The organism is Anaerovibrio lipolyticus DSM 3074 (assembly GCF_900141865.1).
Classification (GTDB): Bacteria; Bacillota; Negativicutes; order Selenomonadales; family Selenomonadaceae; genus Anaerovibrio; species Anaerovibrio lipolyticus.
Map to the genome: position 1 here is coordinate 93,283 of NZ_FQYW01000003.1, position 20,075 is coordinate 113,357.

Below are 20,075 nucleotides of genomic sequence, written 5' to 3' on the forward strand. Positions count from 1 at the left end.
TTACCTCCCGAAACTATTACTCTTCTACACGTACAACCATGTGCTTGAGAAGATCATCAGTAATCTTCATAACACGGTCAACTTCAGCTACGCAAGCAGGCTCTGCAGTTACGTTAAGCAGAACATAGTAGCCTTCGGTACAATCCTTGATCTCATAAGCAAGACGCTTCTTGCCCCAACGATCCTCGGAATCAACAGTACCGCCATTAGCAGCAATCAGCTTAGTGAACTTCTCAACTACAGCGTTAGTTGCCTCTTCTTCCATTGGTTTAACAATGAATATGACTTCGTACTTTCTCACGAAATCACCTCCCTCTTTGGTCTTTGGCTCCTTATTACATAAGGAGCAGAGAAAGTTATCAAACGAAAATTTGAAACTATCTTTGTCCTTGTGACTTGAAAATTATATCACTCTGAAAGATTCGATGCAAGAAATATTTTTTATTACCTCATCCAACGTCTCAAAAGACTGGGACAATTCCCCTTCCCCATAGGGTAAGGCATAAAAAAAAGACTGCAACGCAGTCTCTTAAAGTTAAATGGCAGGGGTAGCAGGACTCGAACCTACGAATGCTGGATTCAGAATCCAGTGCCTTACCAACTTGGCGATACCCCTATGAATCTTTCAGACAACGAGAATTATATCTAAAAGGGGGCAGCTTGTCAACAATTATTTTTTTATATTTAATTTATGGGCAAATGACTAGTGGCTTGAACATTTAGTCACTGTGCGTTAAGAAACTTTTTGTTGCTATACCTTAATCATAGTGGGAAAAATCATCTGTTTGAGCGAAGCGAGTTATGATTTTTGCCGCTATATAAAAGCAAGAAAAAGTTTTAGCACAGGGACGGCGTGAAAGCCATTAGTCATTTGCCCAATAAAATCTAATGTATATTTGGCAGCTGCCAGTTAATAGGCTCCTGGCCTGTTGACTTCAAAAATTCATTGGCTCTGGAAAATGGCCGACTGCCAAAAAAGCCCCGATAAGCCGAAAGAGGACTTGGATGGGGCGACTCAATTATAAGATGAGCCTTATTGGTAATCATGGCCTTTTTCCGTCTTGCCGGTGCCCCCCACAAAATAAACACCATAGGCTTTTCCCGCTCATTAAGAATGGAAATTATCCTGTCAGTAAAAATTTCCCAGCCCTTGCCCTGGTGGGAATTGGCATTATGGGCCTGCACCGTCAAAACAGTATTTAGCAATAATACTCCCTGCCTTGCCCATGGCTCCAGACAGCCATTATCCGGCACGCTGCAGCCCAAATCCGTTTCCAGCTCCTTAAAAATATTCTGCAAGGAGGGGGGGCGGTGGCACATTTGGCAATACAGAAAAACTCAAACCATGGGCCTGCCCCGGCTCATGATATGGGTCCTGGCCAAAGATAACCACCTTGGTATCCGCCAGGCTGGTATAGTGCAGGGCATTGAATATGGAATACATATCCGGAAAGATTTGCCGGGTACGATATTCATTTATAAGAAATTGGCGAAGCTCTTTATAATATGGCTTCTCCATTTCAGGAAGCAGATATTGCTCCCAATCATTTGTAAAAATTCTCACAGCCATCACCTAACAAGAAGTATACCACAGCAAAGGAAAATAGAAAAAGGGACCACAAAAGCAGTCCCATTTTTTTAGATTTTGCTATGGAGATACTCACGAATTTCTGCACCTGTTTCCATGGTCATAACCCTTTCAAGATGGGCCTTGGCCTCATCCATGGATACAGAGCGAATCTGTTCCTTTACCTTTGGAATGGAAGGAGCACTCATGCTAAGCTCCGTAATGCCCATAGCCATAAGAATAACAGCTGCATAAGGGTCACTGGCCATTTCACCGCACATGCCTACCCATTTTCCATTATCCACACCAGATTTTATGGTGCGGTAAATCAGCTGCAGCACAGCAGGATTAAAGTGATCATAAAGCTTGCTGATCTGTGGATTTACACGGTCCACTGCCAAAGTATACTGTACCAGATCGTTGGTACCAATGCTGAAGAAATCCACATATTTTGCCAGTACCGGAGTCATTACTGCTGCCGCCGGTGTTTCCACCATAATACCAAGCTCAACGTCCTTGGAGTATTCTTTACCCTCTGCCTCCAGCTCCGCCATAGCCTTGTTTACAGCCTCACGGACAGCCTTTATCTCATCCACATTGATAACCATCGGACACATAATTGCAGCCTTGCCATATACACCGGCTCGTAAAATGCCCTTCAGCTGTGGCATGAATAGAGCAGGGCGCTCCAGACTTATGCGGATAGCCCGATAACCCAGGAATGGATTATCCTCGTGAGGAATATTTAAATATGCCAGAGGCTTGTCACCGCCAATATCCATGGTACGAATGACACAGGTCTCCCCCTTGCAGGCCACAATGGCCCGTTTATAAGCCTCAAATTGTAAATCCTCATCTGGGATATTCTCACGGCCCATGAAAAGGAACTCACTTCTGAACAGGCCAACACCTTGATTGCCAAACTTGGCTGCAGCCTCTGCATCCTCTGGAAGTCCAATGTTGGCAGCCAGCTGCACCTTCACCCCATCAGTGGTTTCAGCTGGCAGATCCTTCAGAGCATCCAGACGCTTCTGCTCCTCCTGCTGGGCCTTAATTTTTGCCTCGTAGGCTACCAGCTCATCCGCAGACGGATTTACCAGCACAAGACCTTCGTTGCCGTCCAGGAGTACCTTGACTCCCTCCGGAATATCCTCCACCCGATTTTCCAGGCCCACCACTGTGGTAATGGCACGGGATTTGGCAATAATAACTGCATGACAGGTGGTACTGCCCTGGCCCATAATAACGCCGGCAATTTTATCGTCGGGGATATTGGCAATGGCAGATGGCTCCACCTCAAAGCCGCAGAGCACCACCGGTTCCTCACCGATTTCCGGTTCCTTAACACCCAACAAATGGCGGGCAATACGACGGCCAATGTCTTTTACGTCAGCAGAACGCTCCCGCATATATTCGTCATCCATACCCGCCAGCATTTCAGCGCACTCCTGGGCAGCCTCCAAAACAGCCTTTGGAGCATGGCCCATTTCACGGGTCTTATCATTCATACCATCAGTAAGCATTGGATCCATCAGCAAAAAGGAATGGGCCTCCATAATTTCAGCCTGCTCATCCTGTCCTGCTGCCCTCATGGCCTCAACACTTTCATCAATGGCTGCAGATATTGTATCAATAGCCTCCTCCAGCTTGGAGAGTTCCTCCTCTGCACTGCCTGGCGTATAGGCTGCCATATATCCATCAAGGGACTGGCCCACCTTCATGATTTTTCCGATTGCTATTCCCGGGATGGCAATATTACCCTGGATTTTCTCTGACATAAACAAATCCTCCCCCCTCCACGGATTGGTATTTAATTACAGTTCATCAGGGAAGCCAAAACCGTTGGCGAACATTTCAGTTACAGCCTTTGCCACATCAGCCTCATCAGGACCCTCAATGGTAACGGTAACCTCAGCATCCTGCTTGGCACCCAAAGCCATAACAGCCATCATGCTCTTAATATTGGCACTTTTTCCATTGAACTTAATTACCACATCAGACTCAATTCCCTTGTTGAATTTTACCAGCTCCTTGGCTGGACGCGCATGTAATCCTGGCTTGTTTAATACCTTCAAATTTAATTCCTGCATAAAAATACCTCTTTCCTACTATGCTTATTTAAATTGTTATGATAAAATTAAACTTGTAATGCAAAGCTGTATATTCGACACAATGGGAAAATCCCCTGCAAGGAAATGCAGTTTTTTATTGTTCCTATGCTTATTTTAAAGGATTCCCCTGTGGTTTGTCGAATATATTTTTATTGTGGGGAATAATATCTACAAGTTATAACCACAAACTATACTTACAATTCTATAGTGGTGATTTTATTTGATGTTCTTTATTATGACGGCTATCATTATGACAGTGGCCATTTTGGTCGTATATAAGGTAGCCCGTGCCCTGGACTGGGCCTTGAGCCTTCCGGCCCTGGTGGGTTGTGGTGTTTGCGCACTGCTTATAAATTTCCTGTCAATTCCAGTGGCACCATTTCTTACGGAATACCGTTTCACCGTTTTGGGCGCCATGGTTCTCGTTGCGGCTATAGTTATAACCAGTATTAATCATTTCTTTATCCGCAAACGACGAAAGCAGCTGGAAGCTGCTGATGGCGAAAACAGCCAGCTGAAGCAGGAAGCTGTTCCAGCTAAGGATGAACTGGTTCCAGTGGTCAATTCAGCCATCCTTTCCGATGAAGAGGTCGAGGCTTTAATTGCCAAGGACAAGGAGCCGGAACCAGAGCCTATTGTTCAAGCTGAGCCAAAGATGGAGGAAGTAATTCCAGAGCCAGAGCCTGTAATTGAGACTAGGCAAGAGGCGGAGGAAGATATTTCAGAGCCAGAGCCTATGATTGAGGCTGTTGTCGAGGAAGTTGCTCCTGAGGAAACAGAAGCTGAGGCTGTAATTGAGGAGAAAGCTCCTGAAGAAACAGAAACCGAGGCTGTAGCTGAGGATGAAGCTGAAATAGAGCTTGAAGAAGCTTCTGAACCAGAGCCAGAAGAAGAAATTTCGGAGCCAGAGCCTATAATGGAGGCTGTAGCCGAAGAAATTGCTCCTGAGGAAGCAGAAGACGAAGCTGTAATCGAGGAGGAAGCTCCTGAGGCTGAGGCTGAAGCTGAAATGGAACCTGAAGAAGCTTCCGAACCAGAGCCAGAAGAAGAAATTTCTGAGCCAGAGCCTGTGATTGAGGCTGAGCCAGAACCTTCCGTGGAGGAAAAGCTGGCCGGCACTGCTACATTGGACGATGTTCTGGATTATGCCTTTGAATTAAAGGGCTCTTCTGATTGGAGCAGTGCTCTGAAGGCTTACAATTATGCCCTGGAGCAGTATCGTGACGATGCCTACGCCCCATTCCTTGTACTGGAAATTGTCAATATCCACAAGGATCACGGACGTTATGACGAAGCAATTCAGTGCTTCTATGATGCACTTGAAATACCAGCAGTTGCGGACAGTCCTGACATGCTGGCGGAGTTTGAGGACAGTATGATTTATCTTGAGGCCACCAAAGAGGTGCTGATAGCAGAAAATCAGCCTGATACCCCATTCTTCGATATTCCAAAGGACTATATGTCAAAAATCGAGTCTATCTACAATGAGAGAAAGGCTCGCTCTATTTGATAAATCATTAGGGAGGATTTTTCCATGAAAAAGAGTGTAGAAATTATCGGTTTGCCAGTCATCAGTATCACTGAGGGCCGTGAACTGGGCATGAGCAAGGGCCTGCTGGTTGATGCCAAGAATGGTGCCATTGCTGCCATTATTATTGAGGACGAGGATTGGTACAGAGGCGTAAAGCTTCTCCCATATTCTTCTGTAGTAGCTATCGGTGAAGACGCTGTAACCGTTGTTAACAGCGAAACCATTCTCACCCTTGAGAATGCCGGTGACTATGAGACCATGATGGACGAAAACGTAAAGGTTATCGGCACCAAGGCCATCACCAAGTCCGGTACTATCCAGGGTAATGTAGTTGAGATTTATGTCGGCGAAGGCGGCAAAATCGAAAAGTGCGAAATCGAAGCATCAGATGGCAGCCTGTCTGAAATCACCTCTGACCAGATTTCCATTTTTGGTAAGCAGGTAACCATCATCGACTCGGAAAAAAAAACTGATGAATTAAGTGCAGCTCCTGCTGAATCCACTGAAGTTGCTGTGGAAGCTCCTGTAGTTGAAGAACCAGCAGCAGAGGCACCAGTAATTGAGGAACCAGCTGAAGAGGCTCCTGCGGAAGCTCCTGCAGAAGAGACTCAGTCAGAGGAAGAGCCAGCAGCTGAGGAACCAGCTGAAGAGGCTCCCGTGGAAGAAGCTCCTGCAGAGGAGGCTCAGCCAGAGGAAGAGCCAGCAGCTGAAGAGGTTAAGGAAGAAGAACCTGCACCTGAACCAGTTGCAGCCCATGATTCCATGCATCAGGCGGCAAACAACACTACCATTGACAGACAGCGCAAGTTTATCCTTGGTAAAACTGCCCGCCGTACCCTTACTTCCCCAACTGGTGTCGTTATCGTAAATGAGGGCGACCCTATCACCGAGGAAGTTATCCAGAGAGCACAGCTCTCCAACATGTTCGTTCCTCTTACACTGAACGTGCAGTAAAATTTAAACTAAAATTTTAAAGGGCATTGGCTTCGGCCAGTGCCTTTTTTTATACATTTTCTCCATTATTAGAATTTTTTTCTTCTTTTAGAAGAAAAAATTGAGCAATGGCGTTATAATTATTTCATATTGATAAAAAGGGGTTTTGTATATGAACAATGCTTATTCCATTAACACCAGATGTGTTCAGGCCGGCTACACTCCCGGCAACGGAGAACCACGTCAGATACCAATAATCCAGTCCACAACCTTTAAATACGATACCAGCGAGGATATGGGAAAGCTCTTTGACCTGGAGGCCACTGGCTATTTCTATTCCCGCCTGCAGAATCCAACATGCGATACTGTAGCAGCCAAGATTTGCAATTTAGAGGGAGGCAGTGCAGCCATGCTCACCTCCTCCGGTCAGGCAGCCAACTTCTTCGCCCTATTCAATATATGTGAGGCAGGAGACCATATTGTGGCATCATCCTCCATTTACGGCGGAACCTTTAACCTTATTGCAGTAACCATGGCAAAAATGGGCATTGAAGCCACCTTCGTTTCCCCTGATGCCTCCGAGGAGGAGCTGTCCGCTGCCTTTAAAGAAAATACCAGAGCCATGTTTGGCGAAACCATTGCCAACCCTGCTCTTACTGTTCTTGATATTGAAAAATTTGCCAAGGTGGCCCATGCCCACGGAGTACCGCTTATCGTGGACAACACCTTCCCTACCCCTGTAAACTGCCGACCAATAGAGTGGGGTGCAGATATTGTTACCCACTCCACCACTAAATATATGGATGGCCACGGCGCAGCTGTAGGCGGTGCCATTATCGATTCCGGAAAATTCGACTGGATAGCCCACAAGGACAAGTTCCCAGGGCTTACTGCCCCTGATGAGTCCTATCACGGCCTTATTTATGCAGAAAAATTCGGCAAGGAGGGAGCCTTTATTACCAAGGCCGTTGTTCAGCTTATGCGTGATCTGGGCTGCGTTCAGTCCCCTCAGAGTGCCTTTATGCTGAATCTCGGTCTGGAATCCCTCCATGTGCGTATGGCCCGCCATGTGGAAAATGGCCAGGCTGTAGCTGAATTCCTTGAGAGCCAGCCACAGGTTGTTTCCGTAAATTATCCTGGACTTAAGAGCAACAAGTATAACAGCCTCGCCCAGAAGTATCTGCCAAAGGGTGGCTGTGGCGTGGTTTCCTTTGAATTAAAGGGTGGCCGTAAGGCAGCAGAAACCTTTATGAAGAATTTGAAGCTGGCAGCTATTGAAACCCATGTGGCAGATGCCAGAACCTGTTGTCTGAATCCTGCCACCTCCACCCATCGTCAGCTTACAGAGGAACAGCTTACGGAGGCTGGAATTCCAGCAGGACTGGTGCGCATGTCCTGCGGTCTTGAGGACAAAAAGGACCTTATCAATGACCTGAAGCAGGCTTTAGAGGCTATTTAAACTACATATTCCACGATAAAAGGCTGCCCACTGAATTCAGTGGCGCAGCCTTCTTTGATTTTGTTTTAAAAGGAATACCTAAAGGATCATCTACTGCATCTGCATTTCTTTCATCCAGTTTTTATAATGCTGGTTCAGGAACATTATAACCATATCAAGGCCTCTGTAGATTTCATTGCCCAGGGTGGAAAAATCCTCCTGTGGCTGGCCATTGACCGCCCAGCAAAGTTCCATAATCAAGGCACCATCACCGTCAAAATACATCTTGAAGGGCCTAAAATCACGGTTCTGCCCATTAACAAAATACATAGACTTCAGTTCATTATCCATAGTAAGAGCATTTTGTAAAATCATGACCCTTATTGTGATAAAGGGCGACTCGTTCAACAGCACCCATGAGGGAAGCCGCTGATTTTCAACCACTATATTGGTACAAAAAACTGCTGTATTCTGCTCATCATCAGACAGTTCCTTCACCTGAAAATCTTTAATATCATTTTTATTTAAAAAACTGCCAAAAGCATCGGCCTTGAGATTCATAATCAAACTCCATTTATTTAGAAATTAAACTTTAATCCCATACCGCCAAAGATCCCCTGCTTCTTACCAGCAAAACCAACGAGATTAAAGTCCAAAGTAAGTGGTATATCCTCATTTGGTATTACGGTAGCACCCAGTTCTGCCCGGAAGCTGCCACCACTGGTATCTACACCACGGATAGCCATGCCGTCAGCCCAGCCGCCTCCTTTTCCGTCCAGCTCATGCTCATAGGCCAGTCCGCCGTAGTAATTCCATTTATCCCGCTTAACAGTATATCGGGCTCCTACGCGGATAATCTGGCTGGTAATAGCATCCAGCTCATAATGTCCACCAGCATCAAAGGATGTACTGTTACGGTGGTTATAGAAGTATTTGGCAAATAGATCAAGTGTATTGCCGCCTTTCATAGGAATCTTCTTACCCACCCCAAGATGAAAACCATAGTAAGGTGTATCTACATTGTAGCTGTATGGAACACCGTTTACATCCCGCAGCAGATTATGACCGTCATCATTGATAGAACCGCCCCTCAGGCTTCCTTCCACATAGAGGCCACTTGGAGCTGTCCATTTTGCCATCAAGCCACCGCCTACATAACGGCTGGAGCCGTCGCCCCGCTCATCTCCGTTATAGGTGGTGTAATTACCAGTACCATACTCCACAAATGCTCCATATTCAAAGGTATTCCGAGGCTTTTTGTTCTGATGACCTAAAGCCACAATAGCGTTCCATGTACGGGTATTAACATGGCTGCCCGTTTCCTGCCGCAGAGAACCGCCACCGATATGGGCAAAGGAAGCAATGCCGTCCCTACCTACATTGGCACTGAGGAACATATCATCCATGGTTCTGTTAATAAATTCATTACCCTGGGCCAGAGAAGTCATGCTGGCCGAAGCCCCCATAAGTGTGTTATGGGTCTGCTCCTGCACCTGCATCTTTTCCGCCGTAGTATCTGCGGTGAAAATCAAATTATCTCCATCCATGGAAGCCTTGCCCTCACCCTGAAGGGTGGAGCCTACCTTGTATTTTGAACCGGTTATAGTACCAGGAGTACCACCAAAATTGGACACAAGGGTCATCTGTTTGTTGGCTTCCAGCTCCTGGATATTGGTAAAGTTAATGTTGGAAGTATCCACACTGGCCCCATCAAAGTTAACCTTGGTCAGAGTTGTGCTGTGATCAATAAGGGCACCTGTATCCTTCCACTCCACATTGCCAAAGGTCAGCTTTTGAGCGTTGTTGGCCGTAGCACTGTAGGTCATGGCGCTGTTAGTGTTGGAATAGCTGCCCGTTATTTGGCCATTAAGAGTGACACCTGTTACTGGAGTTGTAGAATAAGAAACAGTCTTATCGGTTGGAGAACCAGAAGGTGTCAGGCTGCTGTTTGCCGAGGTAAACAGGGTGACATTATCACCATTGCCAATATTTTCAGGATTCTCAAAGGAAAGTCCGCTGTCATCTACGGTTGTTACCCCAGCAAAGTTGTACTCATTGCCAAATTCCGCTGCCGGATTGGTAATCTTGCCCAAAGTTATTTTGTTTACGCTGTTTTGTATTCCCGTATAGGTCAGCTTAGTAGCACCTTCTTCTGTTTTTACACCGCCGCTGGTGCTGCCCTCCAGTGTCACACCTCCTTTGGATGGACCCTTAAATGGTTCATTTTCCTTATAGCTCCCCGTTCCCGCAACATTACCGAAAGTGGTGCCAGTAGGAGCGGTAAAAATATCTACGGTTGTCCCCGGATTCACCGTTGTTGGTGGTGTAAAAGTACCTGTATCTACAGCTATTACGCCGCCTTCAGGTGCTTCCCAGCTTGTATCTACAGATGTCGTTATTCCGTTCCAGCTTGACAGATCCACTTTGTTCAAGGTCTTTTCTGTTACAGTATAATCCACTTGCCCTGCAGATGTGGAAACAGCTCCTGTCAGAGTTCCGGACAGCTTAATACCCGTGGCATCCGTAGCGCTGATGTTCTGGCTTTTCGGTGTGCCTGTTACCGTTTTGTCTGCTTCAAGACCTGTGGCGCTCTTAAGAAGTGCCATGGTGTCGGTTTTCTTTATGGTGTTGGCATCCGTACCATTAAAGGTAAAATTCAGATTGGATACATTTATTTCCGATACATTGGAGAAGTTATTATTGGACTCTGCTGTGCGCCCGTCATTCCATGTCATATTGCCAAAGACAATTTTCTGGGTGTTTTTCGTCTCGGCAAAGTATGTCAACTTCTTGTTGTCATCAGATTTTTTGATACCGCCGGACTCGGTTCCAGAGAAGGTTACACCCTTTTTAGTATCTCCGCTGAAAGCCGTTCCTTCTTTGTATACTTTGTCGCCGGTTACATCGCCGAATACAAATCCCCCTAGTGTCGGCAGGGTAAAGATATCTACATTTCCCCCTGTGGTAGGTGTAGCGAATGTTCCTGTATCTACATCAATTCCGCCGCCTGTACCCGGTGTCCAGCTTGCATCTATAGCCAGCCCGCCTGTGCCGTTCCAGCCGTTGAGGCTGATATTCTCAAGAGTTTTACTTGTGACTGTATAGTCCACCTCATTTGCTACAGTTGACACATTGCCTGTCAAAGTACCAGAAAGAGTCACACTATTACTGTCTGTATAGCTGATACCCTGGCTGTGGGATGTGCCTGAAGCGTATGTCGCAGGAAGATCTGCTGCCAAGTTCGTCGCAGACTTAAGGATTTCCGTGGTATCAGTGGCCTTTATGGTGTTTGCTTTATCCCCCGTAAAGGAGAATTTCAGCTTCGAGGCGTCTATGCTCTCCACGCCGCTGAAGTCATAGTTGGTTGCTGCTGTACGCCCGTCGTCCCATGTCATATCCCCAAGGGAAATGGTTTTGGCTTGTCTCTGCTCAGCTTCATAAATAAGAGCTGACTTTGCGTCATTCGTCTTGACGCCGCCTGACTTTGTACCCGAAAGAGTTACGCCTTTATCCGTATCTCCCGAGAAAGTACCACTGGCAGAATATGCTTTATCTCCAGTTATATCACCAAAGAATCCATCCGTTGCCGTGATGATAGTTCCGCTGACAGGGGTAGCTGTGAAGCTCCCTGTTTCTACGGAAACGCCGCCATCTTTCGCAGTCCAGCCCGACAAGCTTACATCACCTATGCCATTCCAACCGTTAAGATTAATAGTATTCAAAGTACCGCTGCTTAGGGTGTAATTCACATCGGTTCCAGAAACATCCAGCGTACCGTTTACAGAACCTTCATATGCAATACCGTTATGTGTAAATGACGCACTAGTGCTGGAAGGCTGTGTCGGAGTAATATGATTCCCCGTAATGCCCGAGGCATTGGAGAGCAGGGTCATTGTTTTATTTGTATCACTCAGTGCATTTACCAACCCCGAACCCGTGAAGGACAGATTAGAAGCACTGATAGTGGTATCTCCATCAAAGGTATACCCTGTGCCCGACCGTGCCGCAGCACTTGTATTCCATGTAATATCCCCAAAGGAAACATCCTTTGCATTTGTCACTACACTGTAATCTACCCCCTTTTTATCACTCGTCAGAAGAACCTTGTGCGCACCCTTGTAGGTTAAGGTTACATTATTATCCGTGCTTGTCTGGGCATTCTCATCTTCCGTTATGGTAATACCTGATGTGCCAATAGTCTGTCCAGTTCCACCCCACCAATCAAGCTTCAGATTGCTGAAATCAGTAGCTCCTCCGCCGGAAAGAAGATGCATCGTGCCGGAGGTGGCAGCCAAGAACTTATCCTTGTTCGCTGTGATGTCCAGAGTCTGGAGACCAAATGAACTCGAACTGGTATCAATCAGCCCGGTCGCTGAAAGCACAGTACCACCATTCGCGAAATCTATAAGATGCGTGCCTGTACCTGTTTTAGTATCCTTGTAGCCAATGGTAATTTTCTGAGTGTAACCAACTGTTTCTGTAGTTATGCCTTTTACGCCAAGGTTTAGAGTGTTGCCTGTACTGGTGACTCCAGTGCCACTACCAACCTGACCAACATAAATATTCTTGACTGTTACTGCCGCATTAATATTTATGGCATTGTCTTTATTTGTTTTTCCTCCATAACCGCCATAAAGATCAACTGTACCCAACTTTCCTGTGAAGCTTTTTATGGTTAGAATATTATTTTCAACTGTAGCACTATTATCATTTGAAAGATATGCAGCTCCCATCTTCCACGGTAATAATCCGCCATTGAAAATCAGCTTATTATTTTTCACATCTCCACAAGTTCCTGATAATTGATAGGCACTATAAATACCATATGGGTTGCTTTTAGTGACAGTTGTCGTGTTATTTTGTAAAGTATTCCCCGTAGTATTATTATTTACAAATCCGCAGGAAATAAACCAAGAATTAAAATCCGTACCATCGAAATTGATAGTAAGGGTGTCTGTGCTGGATCCTCCTGCGTTTCCATAGAGAACGCTATTAGTTTCATCCTTTTGCATTCCAGAAGCCGTGGCATCATTGACTTCATAAGCCGTTGCCTCTGCCACAGGAGCAAACAGCAACCCATTCCCCAGCATCAGGGCACAGGCAATATATCTGGCCAGCTTCATATTCTGTTCCTTTTCTTTTTTCGTCATATTATCTTCTCCTTCCATGGTTGACTTTGCTTAAATAAACGCAAAAAGCCTCCCCTCAGGCCGCAGAGTAGCCCCAATGGCTCACCTGCCCCCTGAGAGAAGGCTTATTTACATTATTATTCACTTGTGTATAAGTATCTACTTTTAGCGGACAGTTGCCCCCCCCCGAGGACAGGGCTAGGCACAAAAAAAGCAGGGGTTGCTGACTCACTATTCATCAGCCCAAATAGTCTCAACCCTCTCATGGCCCAGCCCTCCTTTCCGTGGTAGGAAACATTACCAAATTCGCTACATAAAATACTTGACACCTACTATTTGTTACTTCTACATACAGTCCAAATATCCTGCTAAAAAATATTTTTTGGGTATTTTTTCTTACCAAACCCATTTTAAGTTATATCGAAGTAAATGATATGGGGACTTAAATAAAGCAAGATGAAAACATACTGGTTTTCATCAGCCCTTACACGAAATCTAAAGCTCATCTTCATCTTTCAGATTTGATTCGCTAAGATTTCCTAGTAAAAACTGCCACACTAATGTGTAGCAGCTGGAATTTGTCTTGATAGAACATATATTTTGTATTATAATACGAGCTGAGAGACAGTTGATGTGTCGGTTTCCTCCTCCAGGGAGGTGGTGCCTATGAGTCTTTACGAGAAGCTATCTTTACTGATAGCATTTCTAACACTTGTAGTTGCCGTGTTTAATCTTTTGAAGTAATTCTTCAGATAAAGACAAAACCGACCATTCGCCGTGGTCGGTTTCTAAAGAATACTCCGAGGAAGCTGACTAACGCCATCAGCTGTCTCTTTTCTTACGCTGATTATATCATTAATCAATTTTAATATCAACATAGATATATTTCTATTATAACGGGTGGCATGGGATAAGGCTCCCCCTATCCCATGCCAGGCCCCGCCAAATATGCATAAAAAATCCCGCTGACCAGTCAAATGCCCCCAGCAGGATATCTCATACATATATAATATTCATTGCGCCATAACTAGATTAACGCATTCTTTTCCCCTATTTCAACAACCTGCTCAACAGTGAGCTTAGTAACACGGGCTATCATATCAACAGAAAGATTTTCTTTAAGCATACCAATGGCAGTTTCAACTTTTTCCGCAGACCTGCCCGTTTCAATTCCTTTTTTTATTCCACGTCTTTCAACGCCTTCACTCAAATTACACATTTTCTTTACACCCCTTTAAAGTTTGGTGTTGTTTTTATTTTCTTATTTGCTCCGCCAGTTCCTGAATACGCTTAAGGGGCAAACGTGAATATTTGAGAATCTTCTCTATTGGCTCATCATCCTGAAGCATATCCATTGCCATATCTGTAGCCATCTGCTCTCTGCCCTCAGCAAGTCCAAGTGCCATTCCCTTTTTTATACCACGTCTTTCTACGCCTTCACTCAAATTACACATTTTCTTTACACCCCTTTCCAGTCTTGGTGTCATTTTTATGGAAAATTCCTCAGTCAGTTTGTTCTTCTTTTCCTGGGGACTAAGGTCATTATCAACTAACACAAGATTCAACAGCTTCAAAAGGCCTTCCAGCTCGGTATATTGCTTTTCCCCTAGGCAAATCATCACAACCGACAACAGATCATAATGAGCAGTTTTGGCCTTCGCATTACCTATTATATTTTCTTCTATTATACCATATCGGGCAATATTATATTCCCATTCTTTGCTGGAATTGGTGCAGACCCAGATAGAATAAACCTTCTTGATTTTCTCATAATGGGATTTGGTGAATACTATTCCATATTGGCTGGAAATCATACGGCTGCAATAGTAGATGCCCCGCTTTAATATTGGATAGCCCGGATTATAATCATTTTGGGCCTCAATATTTATTATCAGCTCAATAAAGTCTCCCGTCCCCGGTGCCAATGCAGTGAATCGTACATCAAAAAATACCGTGCCTTCTTTTTCTTGTGAATCTTCAGTCTGCTGGCTTTCTATACGATAAATCTCATCCTCTGGCTGAACGGGAATCTTTTCTACCTCCGGTGTGCCCTGAATGTACTTATGTACAATATCATCAACTGAAACATTCTCAAATTCCTTTACGCATGTTTTAAGGATATGCCCTATAATCCCTTTCTCCGACAAAACCTTCTTACATGCATTATCATATAACCGCTTCCGCCGCTTATCAGATTTACCCATACTCCCCGTTCTCCTTGATAAATCACATATATTATTATTAATTATATTAGCATTTTAACATAATTCTACTAATAATTCTATGTATTATTGTTGTTTATATTATTTTTTAGAGGGGACTGGTGGTGTGGGGCAAGGAATTAATACGGGGAAACTTTTTCGTCTGGAAGAACGTAGTCCGTGCGCCGCAGGCTCAGCATGGGCACTTATTTGATATTCGGCACGATGTAAGTGCGACTATGTCGCCTTCGAAGAAGTCGATTTTTATAGTACATGCTGATTCGGACGAAGTGATGAAGCCGAAAAGTTTTCCCGTTGCTCAACAAGATAATCCTTCCGTGCCAGGCCCCGCCAAATATACATAAAAAATCCTGCTGACCAGTCAAATGACCAACCAGCAGGATATCTCATATATAGTTAATTATGATATTAAATTAAGCTCTTCTTTGCATAGTCCGTGGACTCAAGATTAAGATTAACCTTTTCGCCCCTCTTCTCCCGAACTGCTACCCGCTCCTCATAATCGAAGCATTCCCGGGCCACATCCTTGCTGAGCCACAGGAGACAGATAAGATTCGGAATAGCCATCAGACCATTGGCCGTGTCAGAGAAATCCCATACCATATCCAGGGCCTGAGTGGCACCAATATAGGTTACAAAAGCATAAATCGTTCTGTACATTACAGTAATATCGTGGTTATCCCACAGGTATTCCAGCGCCTTTTCGCCGTAATACTCCCAACCAAGAATGGTAGAGAAGGCAAAGAGGGCCAAGGAACAGGAAATAATTACTCTGGCATGCTCACCAAAAACAGTTGAAAAGGCCAAAATAGTCAGATGAGCGCCGGATACAGCCTTACCTGTTTCCGGATCAATGGTACCTAAAGCACCGGAAGAGGCGATTACCAGGCCGGTAAGTACGCAGATAATCATGGTATCAAAGAAGGTACCAGTCATATTTACGTAGCCCTGACGGGATGGGTGGTCTGTACGGGCTGCAGCCGCCGCAATAGGGGCAGAACCAAGGCCCGCCTCATTGGAGAAAACACCACGGGCAACACCCCAACGCATGGCAGACATCATAGTAGCCACAATGGAACCGCCCACACCACCGGCCATAGCCTCAGGGGCAAATGCCATAGTGAAAATTTCAGCAACACCAGCTGGAAGATTTGCGGCATTGGCAATAATAACCACTACGGTTACTAACATATAAAAAGCAGCCATAACAGGCACTACAATACTGGATACAGCACCAATGGAGCGAACCCCCTTAAAAAGTACCACCATGGTGAGAATAACCAGAATAGCACCTACAAAGGCCGGATCCACATGGAAGCTGGAATTAAAGGCAGCGGCAATGGAGTTGGCCTGAGTCATATTGCCAATACCAAAGGAAGCGCATACGGCAAATGCCGCAAACAGGGTTGCCATGGTCTTGCCTACAAAGCCACCAATGCCATTTTTCATGGCATACATTGGGCCACCGGCCATTTCTCCCCTATTATTGTTTTCACGATACTTAACAGCCAAAACAGATTCAGCATATTTGGTGGAAAGACCAAAGGCGGCGGAAATCCACATCCACACCAAAGCACCCGGTCCACCTAAAACCATAGCAGTAGCCACACCCACGATATTACCGGTTCCCACTGTAGCAGAAAGGGCAATCATAAGTGACTGGAAGGGAGTAACATCACCCTCTGACGAATCCTTCTTGGCCAAAATCATTTTGAGAGCGTATGGCAAATTAAGCCAAGGCTTAAACTTCAGCCGCACCGTGAGAAAAATACCGGTACCCACCAGCAATGCCAGCATAACAGGTCCCCACACAAAGTCATTGATCTGTTTTATTATAAGTCCATAATCCATAACCTATCCCCCCATAAAAAAAGATGCAAAACAAAAATGGACTGTATCTGCAGCCCATTTTTCAGTGAGCATCACTAAATTCAATCATCGCTAGTAGCTCGATTTCATCAAGTGTTGCGGGCAAAATACCGCAACTCCAGCAAACACTGGGGCTACGGGCTTCATTGCCCAAACTATACAAAATGTATATTAAAGAGTATATTACGAAACCTTATTTTTGTAAAGTCTAGGTCTAATTATATTCTGAAATACGAATAATATAAGGAATATTTTTAGTTATTCTTTCTTTTTATTAACAGGAGCTAATTTTATGTAGAAAAGAATTGGCTGGTTTACAGCTAATCTGTACAATTCATCTTATCCCTATCAGATTTCATTTTTGAGTCTATATAATTGTTTTGTATTGACTTATGATTTTATTGTTTCGAATTGTCTGACAAATTTTTTGCAAAAAGAAAAAGGCGGTATTTAAATCCGCCTTCGCTTAGGTCTGTGACGTACGCCGTAATCTCCCTATGTAAAACGACGAGGCCACCTCTCCTGACCTTGTGTATACATTATACGGCTCTCCAATACCCATGTCAAGCAATAAAAACAATATTTTTCCAAAAAAATAGGACTTTGTACTACCCTAAAGTTTAAAAATAGTTACTTTTGTTTACTATTAGTCAATACAAAAGAATCCCCCAACTGTCCATCAGGGAGAAAACATTGTACTGTTATGTCCTCATTGCTGGCCTTAATTGTCAGATAATTATCCGTTTCCGGCTGAGGCAACATAATTTTATCAAACCTCTTAGTACGAGGTACACTGTAGCGACAATTTCCCGCCACCCCAGTATCAATGTACACCGGGCCCTCATCAGAGGGCTCAAAATTATATATATGACCGTGACGCCTGTAGGTATGCTGATGGGCTGTAAAAACCAGATGTATTCCCAGCTCATCAAAATATGGCATAAACCGCTTTCCCACTTCATCTATATCTGCCAGAGGCTCACTGCTGCCAAGATTATCATAATTAATAATATCCTTGTGCATCAGCACCACCTTCCACGGTTTATCTGAAGCCGCCACATCCTGACGGAGCCATTGAAACTGCTCTTCCATCATCCCCGGCTTTATAGGGTCCAGCTCCTCAAACTGGGTATTCAGCACAATAAAATGCACCGGGCCACAATCAAAGGAATAATAGTAACGCTGAAAGGCTGCACTGCCATTGTCCGGCACCGCAAAAAAATTCAAAAAAGCATGGGGTATACGGCACTTCCAGTTAAGATTATAAGTCTCGTGGTTTCCCATAAGGGGTACAAATATTTTTGATGGCATATAGGTACTTATAGCGTAAAACCATTGGCGCCACTGATAGGCAGCCTCACCATTATCCACCAAATCTCCCATATTAATAAACATATTTATATCACGATGAGAATCGAAGGCCCCGGCTGCCACCCTTCTCCATGTTTCGTAGCCATCTGAGCATTGGGAATCAGGAAAAATCAATGCCTCCACGGTATCACTGCCACCTGTTTCCAGGGGATACCACGGGGTAGTCGCTCCATCCTGCACAATCTGATATGTATAATGGCTTTTGGGCTGGAGTCGGTTTATCAAAACCTTGTTAATATAAAAGCTCTCCCCATCATCCTGAAATAGACCGCCGCCTCCCATATAGGATGTAACATTACCCCCATTGTCCCTTACATTAACCCGCAAAGAATTATGGGGATTTCGGGAATGCCACATAATGGTTCTGGAATGGGTGCTGTCCTTTGTTATAATCTGACGTGGTAAATAAATATCACTACCTGCCGTTGCTGCAGAGGATTTATTGAATTTCCCCATTACCGCAGAAACTATTCCCGAAAAAATGACCTTTAAAAATGACCGTCTGTTTATTTTTGAAGTCATATCTTTCTCTCCCATTTCATGGAAAAATGAAAATCATTGCAATTCGCTTAAGCTATTTATCATCTGCACTGACGGATATGGGGCAAATTCTTCTCCTTTGGTGTTGCCCGTAAGTACAGCGGCAAAATCCACCCCGGCATTTTTCGCCGCCCCGGCATCATAAAGGCTGTCCCCCACATAAAGCACTTCCTTTGTGTCTGCCCCGGTGCGCTTAAGCGCCATGTTGATGCCCTGAGGATCCGGTTTGCTGGCAGTGGTGTCCTCGCTGCCAATAATAAAATCAATAAGATGAGTTTGGCCATCCTGCTGAAATTTTTCTTCTATGCGATGACGGGTTTTAGTGGAAATAATAGCCACCGTACAGCCTGCTGCCTTCAGCTTTTTCAAGGTGGCAATGGCGTCTGGGAAGAAATGGGTATTGGGAGTCATTAATTCCGCCGCATATTTTTTATATGCCAAAAGGAACTGATATTTCTTCCCCTCATCCGTCAGCCCCGTAACCTTGGTAATGGCATCCATCATGGGCATACCGATGGTCAGCTTAATTTCATCCCAGGGCTTTGCAGGTATATTAAATTCCTCCAAGGTCCGCAAAAAGCATTCCACAATACCCTTTTCAGAATTTACCAGGGTATAATCAAAATCAAAAAAATAATACTTATACTTCATCTACTTTTTCCTTTTCCAGCCAGTTGGCGTATAATTAGTTCATGAGATGTATAATTAATCTATAATATGTAATTATACCATAGATGACATAAGAAAAATTTAGCGAGGTATTAAAATGACAGACAGTATTGTAAACCGACTAACCAAGCATCTGCGACTTTTTTACAAGGAAAATCCTTATGTGGAGCTGTTACACATTTGGGTGGACAATGTGGAGGAGGGCTCCGTTACCCTGGAAATGAAAATTGACCGCAAGCACACCAATTTCTATGAAATGTCCCACGGTGGTGCCTTAATGGGGCTGGCGGATACTGCCATGGGTGCTGCCTGCCTTTCCCACAATAAAAAGGTAGTAACCCTGTCCTTTAACATGAGCTTTATAAAGGGCGTGCCTTTGGGGGAAAAGCTCATTGCCACGGGTCATGTGGTACACAACGGCTCACGCACCATGATGTGCGAGTGCGAGCTGAAAAATGAGGCTGGAAAGCTGTTTTGCAAGGCCAGCGGCAGCTTTTTCGTTATCGGAAAGCTGCTGGCAGAAAGCAAATAATAACACAGTTACTTCTGTAACAATCAATAAACAAAAGGCGAGGGCAGTTGCTAATAGCGAAAAGAAACGAGGGCAATGTCTATTACCGATAACGAAAATAAGCGAGGGTATGTCTATAGCACGAACCCATCACTAAAACTTTTTCTTGTACTTATATAGTGGA

At 44.6% G+C, this 20,075-nt stretch carries 14 protein-coding genes, 1 tRNA gene and 1 pseudogene; 4 read left to right on the plus strand and 12 right to left on the minus strand.

The features are described 5' to 3' along the window. Positions 1-16: 16 nt before the first annotated feature. From rpsF to B6K08_RS00490, 5 genes and pseudogenes are all read right to left on the minus strand, one after another. Positions 17-301, minus strand: a complete 285-nt coding sequence (gene rpsF, locus B6K08_RS00470; protein ID WP_039206807.1) for a 30S ribosomal protein S6 — start codon at positions 299-301, stop codon at positions 17-19. A 239-nt stretch (positions 302-540) separates the two neighbouring features. Beyond that, positions 541-616: transfer RNA gene (locus tag B6K08_RS00475), tRNA-Gln, on the minus strand. Positions 617-885: 269 nt separating this feature from the next. Beyond that, positions 886-1,570 (minus strand): annotated as a pseudogene (locus tag B6K08_RS00480) (uracil-DNA glycosylase). 68 nt (positions 1,571-1,638) lie between these two features. Beyond that, positions 1,639-3,345, minus strand: a complete 1,707-nt coding sequence (gene ptsP / locus B6K08_RS00485; protein ID WP_039206812.1) for a phosphoenolpyruvate--protein phosphotransferase — start codon at positions 3,343-3,345, stop codon at positions 1,639-1,641. Positions 3,346-3,381: 36 nt separating this feature from the next. Next, positions 3,382-3,657: an HPr family phosphocarrier protein gene (locus tag B6K08_RS00490; RefSeq protein ID WP_039206815.1), complete on the minus strand. Its 276-nt coding sequence runs from the start codon at positions 3,655-3,657 to the stop codon at positions 3,382-3,384. A gap of 241 nt (positions 3,658-3,898) precedes the next feature. On the opposite strand from B6K08_RS00490, the gene B6K08_RS00495 reads away from it, so the two are divergent. The 3 genes from B6K08_RS00495 to B6K08_RS00505 all read left to right on the plus strand — a co-directional run bounded on the left by B6K08_RS00495 (position 3,899) and on the right by B6K08_RS00505 (position 7,601). Beyond that, positions 3,899-5,188, plus strand: coding sequence for a hypothetical protein (locus B6K08_RS00495; RefSeq protein ID WP_143254795.1), 1,290 nt, complete (start codon positions 3,899-3,901; stop codon positions 5,186-5,188). A 24-nt stretch (positions 5,189-5,212) separates the two neighbouring features. Next, a complete protein-coding gene (locus tag B6K08_RS00500) occupies positions 5,213-6,163 on the plus strand; it encodes a PRC-barrel domain-containing protein (RefSeq protein WP_080325175.1) in 951 nt (316 codons plus the stop codon). A gap of 151 nt (positions 6,164-6,314) precedes the next feature. Beyond that, positions 6,315-7,601: an O-acetylhomoserine aminocarboxypropyltransferase/cysteine synthase family protein gene (locus tag B6K08_RS00505; protein ID WP_039206818.1), complete on the plus strand. Its 1,287-nt coding sequence runs from the start codon at positions 6,315-6,317 to the stop codon at positions 7,599-7,601. A 90-nt stretch (positions 7,602-7,691) separates the two neighbouring features. Here the strand turns inward: B6K08_RS00505 and B6K08_RS00510 are convergent, their stop codons facing one another. The 7 genes from B6K08_RS00510 to B6K08_RS00550 all read right to left on the minus strand — a co-directional run bounded on the left by B6K08_RS00510 (position 7,692) and on the right by B6K08_RS00550 (position 19,362). Beyond that, entirely contained in the window at positions 7,692-8,141 is a 450-nt protein-coding gene (locus B6K08_RS00510; protein WP_039206821.1) for a hypothetical protein, read from the minus strand. 17 nt (positions 8,142-8,158) lie between these two features. Then, a complete protein-coding gene (locus B6K08_RS00515) occupies positions 8,159-12,730 on the minus strand; it encodes an autotransporter outer membrane beta-barrel domain-containing protein (RefSeq protein WP_039206824.1) in 4,572 nt (1,523 codons plus the stop codon). 1,006 nt (positions 12,731-13,736) lie between these two features. Continuing rightward, positions 13,737-13,928: a hypothetical protein gene (locus B6K08_RS00525; RefSeq protein WP_080325176.1), complete on the minus strand. Its 192-nt coding sequence runs from the start codon at positions 13,926-13,928 to the stop codon at positions 13,737-13,739. 34 nt (positions 13,929-13,962) lie between these two features. Continuing rightward, positions 13,963-14,913 (minus strand): hypothetical protein, encoded by a 951-nt coding sequence (locus B6K08_RS00530; RefSeq protein ID WP_039206831.1) that lies wholly within the window; start codon positions 14,911-14,913, stop codon positions 13,963-13,965. 426 nt (positions 14,914-15,339) lie between these two features. Continuing rightward, complete coding sequence (locus B6K08_RS00540) at positions 15,340-16,782, minus strand: alanine/glycine:cation symporter family protein (RefSeq protein WP_072033449.1); 1,443 nt, start codon at positions 16,780-16,782, stop codon at positions 15,340-15,342. 648 nt (positions 16,783-17,430) lie between these two features. Further along, positions 17,431-18,693 carry a purple acid phosphatase family protein gene (locus tag B6K08_RS00545; RefSeq protein ID WP_039206835.1) on the minus strand — a complete coding sequence of 421 codons (1,263 nt, stop codon included), beginning with the start codon at positions 18,691-18,693 and terminating at the stop codon, positions 17,431-17,433. Positions 18,694-18,726: 33 nt separating this feature from the next. Then, positions 18,727-19,362, minus strand: coding sequence for an HAD family hydrolase (locus B6K08_RS00550; protein WP_039206837.1), 636 nt, complete (start codon positions 19,360-19,362; stop codon positions 18,727-18,729). A 115-nt stretch (positions 19,363-19,477) separates the two neighbouring features. Between B6K08_RS00550 and B6K08_RS00555 the strand changes: the two genes are divergently transcribed. Then, entirely contained in the window at positions 19,478-19,912 is a 435-nt protein-coding gene (locus B6K08_RS00555) for a PaaI family thioesterase (protein WP_039206839.1), read from the plus strand. Positions 19,913-20,075 lie beyond the last annotated feature (163 nt).

Excerpts from the sequence above, each read along its gene's own strand:
- B6K08_RS00555 (WP_039206839.1), top strand. The coding sequence starts at position 19,478 with ATGACAGACAGTATTGTAAACCGACTAACCAAGCATCTGCGACTTTTT.
- B6K08_RS00530 (WP_039206831.1), bottom strand. The coding sequence starts at position 14,913 with ATGGGTAAATCTGATAAGCGGCGGAAGCGGTTATATGATAATGCATGT.
- B6K08_RS00510 (WP_039206821.1), bottom strand. The coding sequence starts at position 8,141 with ATGAATCTCAAGGCCGATGCTTTTGGCAGTTTTTTAAATAAAAATGAT.
- B6K08_RS00545 (WP_039206835.1), bottom strand. The coding sequence starts at position 18,693 with ATGACTTCAAAAATAAACAGACGGTCATTTTTAAAGGTCATTTTTTCG.
- ptsP (WP_039206812.1), bottom strand. The coding sequence starts at position 3,345 with ATGTCAGAGAAAATCCAGGGTAATATTGCCATCCCGGGAATAGCAATC.
- B6K08_RS00500 (WP_080325175.1), top strand. The coding sequence starts at position 5,213 with ATGAAAAAGAGTGTAGAAATTATCGGTTTGCCAGTCATCAGTATCACT.
- B6K08_RS00550 (WP_039206837.1), bottom strand. The coding sequence starts at position 19,362 with ATGAAGTATAAGTATTATTTTTTTGATTTTGATTATACCCTGGTAAAT.
- B6K08_RS00540 (WP_072033449.1), bottom strand. The coding sequence starts at position 16,782 with ATGGATTATGGACTTATAATAAAACAGATCAATGACTTTGTGTGGGGA.
- B6K08_RS00515 (WP_039206824.1), bottom strand. The coding sequence starts at position 12,730 with ATGACGAAAAAAGAAAAGGAACAGAATATGAAGCTGGCCAGATATATT.
- B6K08_RS00490 (WP_039206815.1), bottom strand. The coding sequence starts at position 3,657 with ATGCAGGAATTAAATTTGAAGGTATTAAACAAGCCAGGATTACATGCG.
- B6K08_RS00505 (WP_039206818.1), top strand. The coding sequence starts at position 6,315 with ATGAACAATGCTTATTCCATTAACACCAGATGTGTTCAGGCCGGCTAC.
- B6K08_RS00525 (WP_080325176.1), bottom strand. The coding sequence starts at position 13,928 with ATGTGTAATTTGAGTGAAGGCGTTGAAAGACGTGGAATAAAAAAAGGA.